Raw genomic sequence first — 14,323 nt, forward strand, 5'->3', positions numbered from 1 at the left:
ACACTAGCTCAGTTGGTAGAGCGCAACCTTGCCAAGGTTGAGGTCACGAGTTCGAACCTCGTGTGTCGCTCCAAATTATTCAGATATGGCCATGGCGGTATCTCGATGCCAAGTGCATCAACTTAAAACCAGCGAAAGCTGGTTTTTTTGTATCTGAAGACTGATAAATTCACACCATCTCTTTTTCATTACCTGTGAGCTTAGCAACCCCATCTCTGTCACGAGTTTCTGATATTAAGTGTGACCCGATGCTTCGCACCTCAGCCAATTTCAGTTTACAATACGGGCTTCCAAAGGATTTGACGAAGACGCATGAGAAATACCGACGATTACATCATTTTCTATCACTTGATCGAGCAAGGTTCATTCAGTGCTGCCGCTAGACATATGTCACTGACTAAATCGGTCGTCAGTAAACGCATTGCCAAGCTTGAACAAGAGCTTGGTGTACAGCTTCTCTACCGAACAACGCGAACGCTAACGTTGACTGAAGCAGGACGAGCGTTTTTTACTCATGCAAAAGCGGTTTATCAAGCAGTGGCAACGGCGGAAGAATCCATTGTGGGTTTAGGTAAAAACTTATCTGGACACATTAAAATTTCGGTGCCTACTATCTCTGGTGAATTAATTCTTCCTCAAGTGATTAATGAATTTAATCAGAAATACCCAGACATCAATATCGATATGGATCTAGATAATCGTTTCGTCGATATCATGAATGAACGTTTTGATTTGGCAATTAGAACGGGTGTGTTGCCAGATTCTAGTCTGATTGCAAGAAAGCTGGTGGATGCGAATTGGATCATTTGCGCGTCACCCCAATACCTAGCTAAACATGGCATACCTAAACAACCTCAAGCCTTGGCTAAACACAATTGTTTAGTCTATTCCTACCAAGAAACCGGAGCGCATGAGTGGGCGTTTAAAGATGGAGACGAGGTATATCAAATCACCGTCGACGGTAACCTCTGTACCAACAATTCTTCTGTATTGAGAAATGTAGCGCTGTTAGGGCTGGGAATCATCTATGTACCGCGTGTATTGGTTTATGAAGACTTAAAACAAGGCAGTCTGATTCAGTTATTTAAAGACGAAACAGCCAAATGTTTGGGTATTTATGCGGTGTATCCCTACACTCGTCAGCAACCAGAAAAAATTAAGATTTTTATCGATCATCTATACTCAAGCTTTCAAAGTCAAAACCATCGATTTTAAGCCAATAACTCAACACCGATCGTTATATTGGTGTTGAGCTTATGTTTCCATCTTCATTTCTAAGAATCCTCTTAAATTTAGGGGCTTACGCTTCTCCTCGTTTTCTTCACTAATATTGATAACGAGATACCCCGCACAACTGTTAACAAATGGTTTTGCTATTGTTTCTTTTAAGAAACGGTCTGTTTCTTACGTTAAATTTCTCAAATGTGAAAGATAAGTGACAGAAAAATAAAGAATTATTTTGTTTGTTGTTTATTGATTACGTATTGCTCGCCCGTCTGACATAGACGCAGAGAAATGGACTGCTTATAGTGGCTCAAACGCTATGCCTGCCGCTAAGCGGTGTTGTGAGCGAAGTACAATAACTAGAGATACGGATATGAAACAAAAGCAGCTGATTGAAGAATTTAAAACCATCGTTGGGGAAGAAAATGTTCTAACCGACGAGGTTAAAACGAAATATTACCGCTCGGGGTTTCGTTCGGGTAGTGGTAATGCGCTTGCTATCGTGTTTCCTAACACTCTTCTAGAACAATGGAAGATTATTAAACAGTGTGTTGAAGCAAACTGCATCATTATCATGCAGGCGGCTAAAACAGGTTTAACAGAGGGCTCGGCTCCGAGTGGTAATGATTATGATCGCGATGTGGTTGTGGTCAATATTACCAAAATCAAGAAGATTCACTTATTAGATGGTGGTAAGCAGGCGGTTTGCTTGCCTGGTGCGAGCTTACACTCTTTGGAGAAAGAGTTGAAGGCAGTGAACCGAGCACCGCATTCTATCATCGGCTCTTCATCCCTAGGTGCCACTGTGGTTGGTGGTATCGCTAATAACTCAGGCGGTGCGCTAGTTAAGCGTGGTCCTGCTTATACGGAACTGGCGATCTATGCGCAGGTGGATAAGCAAGGCCAGTTACATTTGGTGAACCACCTTGGTATTGAAGGATTAGGTGAAACGCCAGAAGAAATTCTAACAAACCTGCAAGAAGGGAACTTTGACCCAGCGAAGATCATTCATGATGAGCGAATGGCATCAGACAAAGAATACGATGAACGTGTTCGAGACGTGACTTCTGACATTCCTTCTCGCTTTAATGCCGATGAACGCCGATTATTTGAAGCCAGTGGCTGTGCTGGCAAGTTGGGTGTTTTTGCCGTTCGGGTTGACAGCTACCCAGTACCCGAAAAAGAGCAGGTTTTTTACCTTGGCACCAATGACCCTGCGAAACTAACGAAGTTGCGAAAAGACTTCTTATCTACGTTTGATGACTTGCCTGAGATGGGAGAATACTTGCATCGAGATATCTTCAACATGGCAGAGAAGTACGGCAAGGATGTGTTCTTATCAATCGATTTGTTAGGCACAGATAAGCTGCCAAAAATGTTCGCACTTAAAGCTAAGGTAGAAAACTTCTTAGAGCGCATCCCGTTTGTCAGTAAATATCTGCCAGACACCATTCTGTACTACGCGAGCAAGTTGTTCCCACAACATTTACCAGAGCGAATGCTGGATTTCCGTGACAAGTATGAGCATCACCTGGTATTGAAAATGAGTGATGGTGGTATTGCTGAAGCACAAAAATACCTCAAAGAAGTTTGGGCTGTTGAAGACGACTGTGATTTCTTCGAGTGTACGCCGGAAGAAGGTAAAAAAGCTTATTTACATCGCTTTGCAGCAGCAGGTGCAGCAATTCGTTACGAGACGATTCACCGAAAAGACGTAGAAGACATCGTTGCACTTGATATTGCATTGCGACGTAATGATGAAGAGTGGCTAGAAACTTTGCCTGAAGAGGTGAGTAAGAACCTTGTTCAAGCGCTCTATTATGGTCACTTTGTGTGTTACGTCTTCCATCAAGATTACATTTTCAAAAAAGGGACTGACACGAAGTTGATGAAAAAGCTGATGCTAGAGCACCTCAATAGCCGTGGTGCCAAATACCCAGCAGAACATAACGTGGGTCACTTGTATGAAGCCGAAAACTCGTTGCAGAAGTTTTACCACGAATTAGACCCAACCAATACCTTTAACCCTGGTATTGGTAAAATGGACAAATATAAGCGCAATTGTAACTGCTGTGCGTGATGTGCTGTCTCACCATGATTAATAATCGTTGTTCATCGTTAAAATGATGAGCATAAGATAAGCCCTGATGACACTCGTGACATCAGGGCTTTGTGTTTTGGGTCTTTTTATTGATGACTGGTATCGGCGTTGAAACAGCGACTAAAGAGCACGTACTGCAGCGGCGGCGATGATGCCTGCTGCGATTGCGGGTAGAGGCTTTTTCACGATGAACATGACAACGGCAGTAGAAAACAGTGCTGCTCTAGCACCGTTATCACCCTCTACTGCTAGCGGAGCTAAAAGGGCAACCAATACGGAGCCTGACATCGCAGTAATGAAACGTTGAACCCGTTCGCTAATTGGAATGAATGACATAACATACACTCCGCCCCAGCGGGTTATGAGCGTGACTAACGCCATAGCGATAATGATAAGCAGTGTGCCACCTAAGGTTGTTTCGATGTTCATGCTTTCTTCTCCTTCCAACAAGCACCCAAGACTCCGCCAGTAATGGCGCCAACCACTACGTGGCTATTCTCTGGCAAATACCAATACGCCAACATAGAAGAGGCTGCTGCTATGGCCCAAATAGCAAAGATTCTTAAGTCTTTCGGCCCGGCCACCACCATAGACAGCAGGAAGCATCCCATAACCATATCGAGCCCTAGGCCCACCGGATCTTTGATTGCGCTACCAAAATAAATGCCGATCCAGGTGCCCACAATCCAAAAAGACCACATCGCTAAGCCGCCACCAACAAGCAAGCCAAAGCCTGGTTCTTTTCTACCAAATGCATTGAGTGCCATTGCCCAGTTAGCGTCTGATGCTACCAGCATTACACCGTAACGTTTTGTTGGTGGGAGTTGTCGTAACCATGGATAAAGTGTAGCTCCCATCAAGAGGTGACGAGCATTAATAGCAAATACAGTAATAAGAACTGGAATGAGAGGGACTTCTGCTCCCCACATTTCTAACGTGGCAAATTGTGAAGCACCGGCGAAGACCAGTGTGCTCATCAACATAGTGGGAAATACATCTAGTCCAGTCTGTACCGCAGCAACACCGAAAGCGAGGCCAAATATGACCACGAACATAGAGAGGGGTAAAAGTTGGGTGAAGCCGTTCCAGACGTCAAGCCGATTAAATTCGTGCAACTCAGTGGAGGAGCGTTGAAGATGTTGAGTATTTTCTGTCATAGAGATACCTAGCTAGCAGGCAAAGGGGCAGTGCCATACGAGTGTGTTTGTTATTCTTTTGTAAACTTCATGTTTAACATCAATTGGAGGGGCTTTCAAACTCTAAGTGCTATATAAAATTGAGCCATCCAAGCGGCTTTAAGAAACAGAGTGTAGAGAGTCGCGCTTGGTAGTGCTAAAGGAGAATAAAACAACAGAAATAGTAAGCTCTGTTTAATTGATAACATCACGAGCTAGTACAGATTAGTAAATAAGAAAGAAAGCGAGCACGAGGCTCGCTTTTTCGCTCTGTTACGAATAACTGAATAGGTTTATTTTACGTAGACACGAGGGTTCGCGCTTCCCCAAACCGTGTATAGTTCAGGGAAGATGACTTCTGCGTGTTTTTCCATCTCAGTAGCTGAAATCGTTTTGCCTTGTTGGGAGCCAAACAAAACAACTTCAGAACCAGGCTCAACATCTTTGATACCTGTAACATCTACCATAGTAGTGTTCATTGAAGCAACGCCCGCAACTTTTGCACGTTGGCCATTGATCAGAACTTCTGCCGTATTCCCCATTTTTCGTGGATAACCATCAGAGTAACCAACAGGAATGTTCGCCATTAAGCTTTCTTTGCTTGTTGTGTAGCTGCTGTCGTAACCGACTGTGCTATTTTTTGGCAGGTGGTGAACGGATGCCACGCGTGTTTTGAAAGACACGATAGAAGGGTACTCAGGGTTAGTTGGTAAGTCTCCGTATAAAACGCCACCAGGACGAACCATATCAAGCTGCGCCTCAGGAACATTAAGCGCGGTGTAAGAGTTTGCTACGTGCAGTAAAATGTTGTCGCGTTTTAGATTCGCTTCTTTAATCAGCCATGCAGAACTGTCTTTGAATGAAGCTAACTTTTGGCGCACGTCGTCTGCATTGTAGTTAGGGAAATGAGTCATGATACCAACAATATTTACGCCAGCTTGTTGAGCGATTTTTAGCGCTTCTTTCTTGCCCGCTTCTGTCGTCATATCAACACCATTACGTCCCATACCACCGTCGTTCAGAGCAAGGTGAACTTTGATTTCTTTACCAGCTTTCTCGGCTAGTTTAGACAGTGCTTTAGCTTGCTCTGCTGTGCCTATCAACTCTTCGACATTTAGGTTGATTGCGGCTTCAATCTCGCCAATATCCGCTGAGCGTACACGCATAAGTTGGCCTTTAAAGCCACTGTCGCGAACAGTTTGTGCTTCGGCGTTACTTGCAACGGCAACGCAAGGAATTTGTTGCTCGATAATAGTCGGCATCAGGCCTGCGATACCATTGCCGTATGCGTCGGCTTTCATCACGGCACAAATTTTCGTTTTGCCATCCATGTGCGATTTAAACTGCTCAATATTATCGCGGAACTGACCTAAGTTTATTTCTAGCCAAGCGTTAGCACCTTGAACTTGCTCTGCTTTTGCTGCTGTATTGCTAATTTGAAGAGGAGCAGCAGTAGCTTGCATTACAGGAACCGCGATTGCAGCAGCGATAGTCAGTGATAGTAAGGTTTTATTTAAGCGCATAAAGTCTCCGTACGCGTTTTTTGTATTGGTTATGTTATTGAGTACTTGGGGAAAGTACCTGACGAAGTAAAACGCTCCAAGTGGTGCTTTGGAGCGTTTATTAAGATAGTGATTTAATATATACCTAAATATACCTCAGTGATGACATTCAATTTAAGCAAATCGGGATTGATTTGATATCTACTAAGGTACCCACTGAGTTTAACTCAGTTTAAAGCGGCTCATTACATCTTTAAGAGAAATGGATAGTTGGCTTAGTTCGCGGCACGCCTGTGCGGTTTGCTCCGAGCCTTGCGAGACCTCTTGAGATGCTAAATGTATGTTTTCAATGCTGCGGTTAAGCTCTTCCGCAACAGAGTCTTGCTGGTTACAAGCCGTGGCGATTTGGGTACCCATGTCTGAGATGTCCGAAATCGAATGCTCAATGTCGCTCATCAGCTGTTTTGATTGAATGCCTTGTTCTGCACATTCTGAGATACTGGTTCTAGAAAGTTCAGTGGCTGATTTTGCGTCTTTTGCAAGTGATTGTAGCTGCTCAATGATCGAAGTGATTTCACTCGTTGAATCTTGCGTACGGCCAGCAAGAGTTCGAACTTCGTCTGCAACGACGGCAAAGCCACGACCAGACTCACCAGCACGCGCCGCTTCAATGGCTGCATTAAGTGCAAGTAGGTTGGTTTGATCGGCGATGTCGCGGATAACATCCACGATCACGTTAATTTTATTCGATTGCTGTTCAAGCTCAGCTACGGTATCGCCTGCAGCGCCAATTACGTTTGAAACTTCTTGAATCGCGTCAACCATACCTTGGGTTTCACGAACACCGTGTTGTGTGCGGCGGTTTGCTTCGTTAGCTTGGTTCGCTGAGTCTTCAGTGTTACGAGCAACATCGGCTACGGCCGCTTTCATTTCTGTCATTGCTGTTGCGATGTGCGTAATTTGCAGCTGTTGATCTTTCATACCAGACGCAGAAATATCGGAGATTTGGTTCATCTCTTCGACAGCGCTGCTTAACTGAGTAACTGCAGCAATCACGTTATCGATAACTTGGCGTAAGTCATCTTGCATCTTAGTGGTCGCGTCTGCCAGTTCACCAAGCTCATCATTGCCGATTGCTTTACGGTCAATGTCACTTGATAGATCACCTGTTGCGATGGCATTTGCTTGCTCAACAACAAGTTTAAGTGGGCCACAAATTAGGCGAGTCAGCACGTATGTCATGCCTACCATGATCAGTAGAATAATCACGTTACTTGCAATTGAAGAATTACTCAATCCATTTACAGAGGACAGGATATGAGTTTTGTTGCTGTCCATAGCTTCTTTAAGGAGACGGATTAGTTCGCCTAACTCTGAGTCAACCGCTTCGAAAGCAGACAAAGAGTTCGCCAAAATAGGGTGGGCCTTGCTTTTGTCGTTAGCTAGCATCGCTTCATTGTACTGGTCCATAGTAACCAAGTACTTTTTCCACTGACGCATAAGACGCTGGTAAGTTTGCTGCTCTTCGCCAGGCCAGATAGTTTCACCGTAAGCGTTGAGCTCTCTAGTGATCTTTTCGCGTTCTCTAATATTGTTAGAAATTTTAGTTTTGACTTGGTCTGCGTCTTCATAAGTGTACGCAGCAAATTGAGCTCGGCGCCAGCGAGACAAGTGATCTCGAATCGAATCGACCCTTTCCATTGCAGGAAGCGTATCGTCGGTATAGTTTAAAAGCTCAGATTTGATGCTTTTGAGCTCTGTAGATAAAAATACGCCAAATGCAATGTTGACGATGGCAATGAGTAAAAACGATAGCGATATCTTTTTCGCTATAGAAAGATTCTTGATAGACATTAGTGATATACCTTGTTTTTCTTATGTTGTGTCGCCAAAGTAAACCACATCCTTATATGTGATATATGTCCATTAAATTACTGCAACTCGTGTAACGTACCATTATTTATTGATATTTTCGATAATGAATTGAGCTTTATTTGAAAATAAAAAAAGTCAATGATTTTATAAAGGTACGACCACATTCGATATAAAGTTATCGGTAACAAAATATGATGTTCTGTACGCAGTCGTGCCAAGAGTAGGGAATCAAATTGTTACAGATGTTACAGCGGTGAAAAGATCAGCGTTCATAGCTGATAGTCGCGTGTTTACCTCGAAGCAGTGTCGGGCACTAGTATGCGTATGACTTTATAGCTAATGAAAGGGAACGGGTGCTTATTGGTCTAATTGAATGCCAAATATACTAGGCAGATCGCTTTTTAAGCACTTAAATCAAAAAGATAAAATTTATTGTTGACCAGATAAATTAATCCGTTAAAGTACGCCTCGTTCTCACGGCAAAGGTCGCTGAGATAGATGGTGTCTAACCCATCGCATGATTGCGTTGCCCTGGTGGTGGAATTGGTAGACACAAGGGATTTAAAATCCCTCGGCGTTCGCGCTGTGCCGGTTCAAGTCCGGCCCGGGGCACCATCAAAATCTTTGGTGACAGAGATAAAAAATCAGAAAGGCGCCTTGGCAGAGTGGCTATGCAGCGGATTGCAAATCCGTGGACCTCGGTTCGACTCCGGGAGGCGCCTCCACTATTTCGAAAGCCAGTCTTAAATGACTGGCTTTTTTCGTTTTTAGTCCGCCTTTTCGTAACCCTTCGCGCTTTCCTAAAGTCTCCCATGTTTTGATCACCATTCAATATTTTTAATGCGCTAATCATTGATTTTATAAATGTTAGACAACTCAATAATTGTATAGTGTGATTGGTGATAGTTTCTCTTCGATTGTAATCCGAACTTTTTGTATTACAGGCAGCAACCTAGCTAGCGTCATAGTTAGTATCGCTTGGTGCGTATATGCAGAAAGGAGGATTCTAGTCCTTAACGTGAGAGAAAAATAATGAAAACATTCAACCTTAAACCTACACTTTTACCCTTAACTTTGCTGCTCAGTTCGCCTGTAATGGCGGCACAAAATGGCACCATGATGCAGTATTTCCATTGGTATGTGCCAAATGACGGTGCACTCTGGACACAAGTTGAAAACAACGCGTCGGCACTATCTGATAACGGCTTTACTGCGTTATGGTTACCACCCGCCTATAAAGGTGCTGGTGGTAGCAACGACGTCGGTTATGGCGTTTATGATATGTACGATTTGGGAGAGTTTGATCAAAAAGGTTCGGTGCGCACCAAGTATGGCACCAAAGATCAGTACCTAAGCGCCATCAATGCTGCCCATAAAAACAATATCCAGATTTATGGCGATGTGGTGTTCAACCATCGCGGTGGTGCGGATGGAAAGTCTTGGGTTGATACCAAGCGAGTAGATTGGAACAACCGAAATATTGAACTTGGTGATAAATGGATTGAAGCGTGGGTAGAGTTTGATTTCCCTGGGCGCAACGACAAGTACTCAAACTTTCATTGGACGTGGTACCACTTTGATGGCGTGGATTGGGACGATGCTGGCGAAGAAAAAGCTATCTTCAAATTCAAAGGTGAGGGTAAGGCATGGGATTGGGAAGTTAGCTCGGAAAAAGGCAACTACGATTACCTTATGTACGCTGATCTAGACATGGATCACCCTGAAGTGAAGCAAGAGCTGAAAGACTGGGGCGAGTGGTATATCAACATGACGGGTGTGGATGGGTTTAGAATGGACGCGGTGAAGCACATCAAATATCAATACCTGCAAGAATGGATTGATCACCTACGTTGGAAAACAGGGAAAGAACTATTCACGGTCGGAGAGTACTGGAACTACGATGTTAATCAGTTGCATAACTTTATCACCAAAACTTCTGGCAGCATGTCTCTATTCGACGCACCGTTACATATGAACTTCTACAATGCGTCTAAATCGGGTGGTAGCTACGATATGCGTCAAATCATGGATGGTACGCTGATGAAGGACAATTCAGTCAAAGCGGTAACCTTAGTAGAAAACCATGACACTCAACCTTTGCAGGCTTTGGAGTCGACGGTTGATTGGTGGTTTAAGCCGCTCGCTTACGCGTTTATCTTATTGCGTGAAGAAGGCTATCCATCCGTGTTTTATGCAGATTACTACGGCGCGCAGTACAGTGATAAAGGGCATGACATCAATATGGTCAAAGTGCCTTACATTGAAGAGCTAGTAACACTGCGTAAAGATTATGCGTATGGCAAACAACATTCTTATCTCGACCACTGGGACGTAATTGGTTGGACTCGAGAAGGTGATGCAAAGCATCCACATTCAATGGCCGTGATCATGAGTGATGGACCTGGCGGCTCGAAGTGGATGTATACGGGTAAACCAAGTGCTCGCTACGTAGACAAGTTGGGTCTCCGAACTGAAGAAGTTTGGACTGATGCGAATGGTTGGGCTGAGTTCCCAGTAAACGGCGGATCTGTCTCGGTTTGGGTTGGCGTTGAATAATCCATTCCTGTGATTTTGATACAGAGTAGGCAATTCTTGATAAAACTCTTCAATGAATCAATGTGTTATTTGATATTCATTCGACAAATGAGTAACTTATAGTTGAGCATAATCTAGAGGAAGATAAAGAATGGAATCTATTGCTGATGTATTGGTTGTGGCTATTGTGTTCGGTGCCATATTTGGGGGCGGGATAATAAAGTTAATCTTGAACCATCGTAAAGAAGTAAGAGCGTTGGAGATATCTGAACGTAATACGATGAGCCGAGAAGAACAAGATAACCTTAACAAGCAAATTGGTGACTTGAAGCGACGTGTTGAAGTGTTAGAGCGAATTGTCACAGATAACAAATATCAACTTGAAAAAGAAATCGCCTCTCTGTAGATCACCACTTAATCGTAAAGCCGGCGAAGTCCGGCTTTTTGGTGTCTGTACGTCATACCTTTCGGATGTTTAACTCAGCGTTCATCAAAAAAGTCTTTGTCGCGAATGTATTTACTCATAAAGTGATAAGAGAACGGTCGCATTAACCAACTAAATAAGGAGCGCCCAAGCCGTATGAGCGTTGGGGTGTTCTCGTATATTCTCCCGTTATATAACCATAGCATTTTGCCTACATGCCAATACAAAAAAGGTACGGGCGGCATAAAGGTCACGATGTCGATGTCGCAACAAATCCTGTATGTTTTGTGCCCCAAACGGTAGCGTTTCTTAAACGTCCAATCTCCGACAGCGGGCTGTCCGAAAGTGACCACGCGTTTAATGCTTTTGGGGTATTTTTTCTCAATATAGTCAGCAAAAACACTGCCAATCGCGCCACCTGAAGAGTGGCCAGTAATAGTGATTCTTTTTCCCCTGAGAATAAGTGGTACAACGATACCTTCGAGGCGTTCGATCACGGTCAACCCTAACCGATCTTCATTCCGGCTCGGTAAACTTTCTTGGAACAACAGATGATAGAAACCCGCGTGAATGCGATAGTTTAGTCCCAACCTTCGACAGCTTCTCGTCCACATCGCGAAGTTCAACAACCAATCACTGATACTGTGTGAGCCTTTAATCACTACGACCACTTCACTCTGTTTTTTACTCCAGAGCACGCGAATCATAATCTTACCGTGTTCATTTCTAATGACTCGTTGCCCATTAGGATCGAATCCATATTGAGTTTGTCTGAAGACGCGAGGGTAGGCGAGATTACAAAGCACCGCATAGCGCTCGTATTGGTATCGTTTTAATGGTTTCACGTTATCTTTCTTAATGGAGCCCAACGATTGACTGTAATTAATGAATATTAAGAATACGTGAACCTTGATTTAGGGTCGGTAGAGATTTTGTGTATTGGAATCGCGAATGAAAGACTCAAACTGGCTTAAATGCGTCAAGATGGTTTGGCGAGAGAGTTCATGATGTTCGCTAAGCACGTTAATTAGCTTTTTCAAAGCCTTACGATCTTGTTTATTGAGATTTGCTGTTTCTTTGAGTTGTGCGAAAAATTCAATTTGACTTGAAGTGTCGTTAAAGTCACCGAGCTTGTCTTGCAATAGTTTTAGTTGTTTCACGTTGTTTTTGTGCTGTTGGGAAGGATAGAGCGTGGAAAATCCTTCTAACAAATAACGAAGCGCTTTGCACTTTATCCGCATCGAATGAATCACGCTGTCACGACTTTTGTCCGAGATTTTGCGTCGTGCTTTATCAACTTTTTTAAATTGAACGGAGATTTTTTGGCTTGCGAAAAGTAACGCAGGTACGTTGCTATCCACTGGTTCGTGTTGCGTACTTCGCAACATACTATTCCTGATCAAAGTGCAGTGCGTTGTGTATTCTTGTGTATCTAGCCAACGCGTAACTTTTGCTTGTTCGTAAGCACGTTCAGATTCTATAAAGCAAAAAAGTTGCTCAAGAGACGATTTGTGATTTGGGAGCATTTCAATGTATTGGTTTTTGTCCAAGATAAATACGTCCAAATCACGCAGCTTATTTGTTTTCTTCATCATTATTCTTAAATGAGGTTTCAAAATACGCTGTTCAAAAGGAGGGATCAGTTCGCGAAGTAGTGAGCATAGTGAGCGTATGCGCCTCAGTGTGACGCGATATTGGTGTGTATATTCAGGATCCAAGTCGTCGATGACTCCCTGCTCCAGAGAGCGTGCATAATCAAATTCAGTAAGGAAGAAGTGGGGCACTACGAAGTCGAGTTCGGAGTCGGCATGTAAGGGTAAGTGAAATGATGGTTTTCGAAACATGATGAGCGCTATTTTGTTCTCTGAAATACACGTTAAGTTTATACCCATACTGTTAACTTGCGCGATTTGTTGGCTCTTCATTGATATAAAATGAGAAGGTTAAAAGGCACGAAAGCAAAGCGTATTGATGATCAAATAAGCAAAATGATCGCCCTTTGTTCGTTAGAGTCGTCTTTTTAACCATTTGAATAAAAAAGACTAATTTTTTGTTGACCAGATAAATTAATCCGTTAAAGTACGCCTCGTTCTCACGGCAAAGGTCGCGAGATAGATGGTGTCTAACCCATCGCATGATTGCGTTGCCCTGGTGGTGGAATTGGTAGACACAAGGGATTTAAAATCCCTCGGCGTTCGCGCTGTGCCGGTTCAAGTCCGGCCCGGGGCACCATCAAAATCTTTGGTGACAGAGATAAAAAATCAGAAAGGCGCCTTGGCAGAGTGGCTATGCAGCGGATTGCAAATCCGTGGACCTCGGTTCGACTCCGGGAGGCGCCTCCATTCTTTTACTTGTCCATGAGTTCCGATAGTAACCTGTAGGATCTCAACTTCTCAGATTGTTCAAACACCATCGTGTTTACCATAATTTCATCTGCCCCAGTGCGTTCCAAAAGTTTCTCAATTTTCTGTCTTACATATGTTTGATCACCATGGATAGATTCACGTAATTGAGTTTCAACGTGAAGCTTTTCCTGTGCTGACCATAGTGGTGCCATACTTTTCACTGGTGCGCGAAGTTTTTCGCGATTGCCGCGAATCATTTTTAAGAATTTTTGCTTCTCTGTTGTTGCGAGAAAATCTGCATGTGACTGAGTATCCGCTACGATAACGTTGGCACAAATCATCACATAGGGTTGAGCTAAATGCTCGGATGGGACAAACTCATCTCGATAAAAGTTTAGAGCACGAGACATTGCATCTGGAGCAAAGTGTGCAGCAAATGCGAAAGGTAAGCCTCTCTTAGCTGCTAAACGTGCGCTGTATGTACTCGACCCCAGAAGCCAAATCGGCAGAGATGTGTTGTTACCTGGATAAGCCGCGACTGGTTGATTTCGAGATACGGGACCAAGAAAGAAATTAAGTTCCTCCAACAGCTCTTCAAAGTCAGGATCCATATGCTCTGGTTCCCGCCTTAATGCATGCATTGTTTGGTAGTCGGTGCCTGGTGCGCGTCCTAATCCGAGGTCAATACGACCAGGGTATAATGCCTCTAACGTTCCGAATTGCTCTGCAATAACTAGTGGTGCATGGTTAGGTAACATGATTCCACCTGATCCTAAACGGATCGAGTTCGTGTGCGCTCCAATATGACTGAGTAATACACTGGTTGCGGCACTGGCGATGTCGGGCATGTTATGGTGTTCAGCCATCCAAAACCGATGATAGCCCCAGGACTCGATTGATTGAGCTAATTCAACGGAGCGTTCGAACGTTTCGGTGAAGTTTGTTCCGTCGGACACGGGTGCCAAATCCAGAACAGATAAACGAGGAAAAGACATAGGATAGTTATAGCCTGTTAATGAATCTTAACTATCATATGGTGGTGAAAGTTGACGTTTAAAAGGGGAGGATTAACCATTCACAATGGATTATTTTTCTTCAATGCCTGGAGAGCGTTTAGCTTACGAGTTTAGCTTTTGCTATGT

General features: G+C 43.7%; 11 protein-coding genes and 4 tRNA genes. 8 read left to right on the forward strand and 7 right to left on the reverse strand.

Features of this window, described 5'->3' with window-relative positions; genetic code table 11:
• Window positions 1-312: 312 nt before the first annotated feature.
• Both R7E51_RS09400 and dld read left to right on the forward strand, forming a co-directional pair.
• On the forward strand, window positions 313-1,215 hold the full coding sequence (locus R7E51_RS09400; protein ID WP_017820200.1) for a LysR family transcriptional regulator: 903 nt from the start codon (window positions 313-315) through the stop codon (window positions 1,213-1,215).
• A 382-nt stretch (window positions 1,216-1,597) separates the two neighbouring features.
• Window positions 1,598-3,304, forward strand: coding sequence for a D-lactate dehydrogenase (dld, locus tag R7E51_RS09405; RefSeq protein WP_206957551.1), 1,707 nt, complete (start codon window positions 1,598-1,600; stop codon window positions 3,302-3,304).
• 141 nt (window positions 3,305-3,445) lie between these two features.
• Here dld and R7E51_RS09410 read toward each other — a convergent pair whose 3' ends face one another.
• The 4 genes from R7E51_RS09410 to R7E51_RS09425 form a co-directional block, all read right to left on the reverse strand.
• On the reverse strand, window positions 3,446-3,754 hold the full coding sequence (locus R7E51_RS09410) for an AzlD family protein (RefSeq protein ID WP_017820198.1): 309 nt from the start codon (window positions 3,752-3,754) through the stop codon (window positions 3,446-3,448).
• Window positions 3,751-4,482, reverse strand: a complete 732-nt coding sequence (locus tag R7E51_RS09415; RefSeq protein WP_017820197.1) for an AzlC family ABC transporter permease — start codon at window positions 4,480-4,482, stop codon at window positions 3,751-3,753. Before R7E51_RS09415 ends, R7E51_RS09410 begins: the two co-directional genes overlap by 4 nt.
• A gap of 311 nt (window positions 4,483-4,793) precedes the next feature.
• Window positions 4,794-6,023, reverse strand: coding sequence for an alanine racemase (alr, locus tag R7E51_RS09420; RefSeq protein WP_053303667.1), 1,230 nt, complete (start codon window positions 6,021-6,023; stop codon window positions 4,794-4,796).
• A gap of 201 nt (window positions 6,024-6,224) precedes the next feature.
• On the reverse strand, window positions 6,225-7,856 hold the full coding sequence (locus tag R7E51_RS09425; protein WP_005375988.1) for a methyl-accepting chemotaxis protein: 1,632 nt from the start codon (window positions 7,854-7,856) through the stop codon (window positions 6,225-6,227).
• A gap of 549 nt (window positions 7,857-8,405) precedes the next feature.
• On the opposite strand from R7E51_RS09425, the gene R7E51_RS09430 reads away from it, so the two are divergent.
• The 4 genes from R7E51_RS09430 to R7E51_RS09445 all read left to right on the forward strand — a co-directional run bounded on the left by R7E51_RS09430 (window position 8,406) and on the right by R7E51_RS09445 (window position 10,818).
• Window positions 8,406-8,492, forward strand: a tRNA-Leu gene (locus tag R7E51_RS09430).
• Between the two features lie 36 nt (window positions 8,493-8,528).
• Window positions 8,529-8,602, forward strand: a tRNA-Cys gene (locus R7E51_RS09435).
• A 307-nt stretch (window positions 8,603-8,909) separates the two neighbouring features.
• Window positions 8,910-10,433 (forward strand): alpha-amylase, encoded by a 1,524-nt coding sequence (gene amyS, locus R7E51_RS09440; protein ID WP_053303665.1) that lies wholly within the window; start codon window positions 8,910-8,912, stop codon window positions 10,431-10,433.
• A gap of 130 nt (window positions 10,434-10,563) precedes the next feature.
• Complete coding sequence (locus R7E51_RS09445) at window positions 10,564-10,818, forward strand: hypothetical protein (RefSeq protein ID WP_005375990.1); 255 nt, start codon at window positions 10,564-10,566, stop codon at window positions 10,816-10,818.
• Between the two features lie 74 nt (window positions 10,819-10,892).
• Here the strand turns inward: R7E51_RS09445 and R7E51_RS09450 are convergent, their stop codons facing one another.
• Together R7E51_RS09450 and R7E51_RS09455 are read right to left on the reverse strand one after the other, a co-directional pair.
• Complete coding sequence (locus R7E51_RS09450) at window positions 10,893-11,681, reverse strand: lipase family protein (RefSeq protein ID WP_005375991.1); 789 nt, start codon at window positions 11,679-11,681, stop codon at window positions 10,893-10,895.
• Window positions 11,682-11,750: 69 nt separating this feature from the next.
• Entirely contained in the window at window positions 11,751-12,680 is a 930-nt protein-coding gene (locus R7E51_RS09455; protein ID WP_021707732.1) for a CHAD domain-containing protein, read from the reverse strand.
• Between the two features lie 301 nt (window positions 12,681-12,981).
• Here R7E51_RS09455 and R7E51_RS09460 point away from each other — a divergent pair.
• Together R7E51_RS09460 and R7E51_RS09465 are read left to right on the forward strand one after the other, a co-directional pair.
• Window positions 12,982-13,068: transfer RNA gene (locus R7E51_RS09460), tRNA-Leu, on the forward strand.
• Between the two features lie 36 nt (window positions 13,069-13,104).
• A tRNA-Cys gene (locus R7E51_RS09465) sits at window positions 13,105-13,178 on the forward strand.
• Window positions 13,179-13,183: 5 nt separating this feature from the next.
• Here R7E51_RS09465 and R7E51_RS09470 read toward each other — a convergent pair.
• Window positions 13,184-14,176, reverse strand: a complete 993-nt coding sequence (locus R7E51_RS09470; RefSeq protein WP_005376038.1) for an LLM class flavin-dependent oxidoreductase — start codon at window positions 14,174-14,176, stop codon at window positions 13,184-13,186.
• Between the last annotated feature and the right edge of the window lie 147 nt (window positions 14,177-14,323).

This window comes from Vibrio sp. Vb1166 (assembly GCF_033338695.1).
In the GTDB taxonomy this organism is placed as follows: domain Bacteria; phylum Pseudomonadota; class Gammaproteobacteria; order Enterobacterales; family Vibrionaceae; genus Vibrio; species Vibrio alginolyticus.

Excerpts from the sequence above, each read along its gene's own strand:
- R7E51_RS09400 (WP_017820200.1), top strand. The coding sequence starts at position 313 with ATGAGAAATACCGACGATTACATCATTTTCTATCACTTGATCGAGCAA.
- dld (WP_206957551.1), top strand. The coding sequence starts at position 1,598 with ATGAAACAAAAGCAGCTGATTGAAGAATTTAAAACCATCGTTGGGGAA.
- R7E51_RS09410 (WP_017820198.1), bottom strand. The coding sequence starts at position 3,754 with ATGAACATCGAAACAACCTTAGGTGGCACACTGCTTATCATTATCGCT.
- R7E51_RS09415 (WP_017820197.1), bottom strand. The coding sequence starts at position 4,482 with ATGACAGAAAATACTCAACATCTTCAACGCTCCTCCACTGAGTTGCAC.
- alr (WP_053303667.1), bottom strand. The coding sequence starts at position 6,023 with ATGCGCTTAAATAAAACCTTACTATCACTGACTATCGCTGCTGCAATC.
- R7E51_RS09425 (WP_005375988.1), bottom strand. The coding sequence starts at position 7,856 with ATGTCTATCAAGAATCTTTCTATAGCGAAAAAGATATCGCTATCGTTT.
- amyS (WP_053303665.1), top strand. The coding sequence starts at position 8,910 with ATGAAAACATTCAACCTTAAACCTACACTTTTACCCTTAACTTTGCTG.
- R7E51_RS09445 (WP_005375990.1), top strand. The coding sequence starts at position 10,564 with ATGGAATCTATTGCTGATGTATTGGTTGTGGCTATTGTGTTCGGTGCC.
- R7E51_RS09455 (WP_021707732.1), bottom strand. The coding sequence starts at position 12,680 with ATGTTTCGAAAACCATCATTTCACTTACCCTTACATGCCGACTCCGAA.
- R7E51_RS09470 (WP_005376038.1), bottom strand. The coding sequence starts at position 14,176 with ATGTCTTTTCCTCGTTTATCTGTTCTGGATTTGGCACCCGTGTCCGAC.